We start from the raw sequence: 288 nt of genomic DNA, 5'->3' as shown, positions 1-288 counted from the left end.
CGATGTTGCTGGTGCTCAGAGTGTTACGGCTGACTTCACTGCTGGTGCAGGGTTTGTGAGTTCGTCGGCGTCGGCTCAGACGGTGACCGTTTCTGATCCGGCTCCGGTGGATGTCGAGACCACGACGGCGCTCTCGGTTCCGGCGACTGCGATCACGGGTACTGCGGTTGATCTGACCGCTACCGTGGCTCCCTCGAATGCTGTCGGTACGGTGCAGTTCAAGTCGAACGGCACGGCAATCGGTGCACCGGTGACAGTCACGTCCGGTGTTGCGACTCTGTCGCACGC

1 protein-coding gene is annotated in these 288 nt (G+C 61.8%); it reads left to right on the top strand.

From position 1 onward, the window contains the following. Window positions 1-82: 82 nt before the first annotated feature. On the top strand, window positions 83-288 hold a 206-nt coding region (locus tag ASU23_RS16335), incomplete at its 3' end, for an Ig-like domain repeat protein (RefSeq protein ID WP_253741367.1).

This window comes from Rhodococcus sp. KB6 (assembly GCF_001445685.1).
Taxonomy (GTDB): Bacteria; Actinomycetota; Actinomycetes; order Mycobacteriales; family Mycobacteriaceae; genus Rhodococcus_F; species Rhodococcus_F qingshengii.
This window is presented reverse-complemented; position numbering and strand designations above follow the sequence as displayed.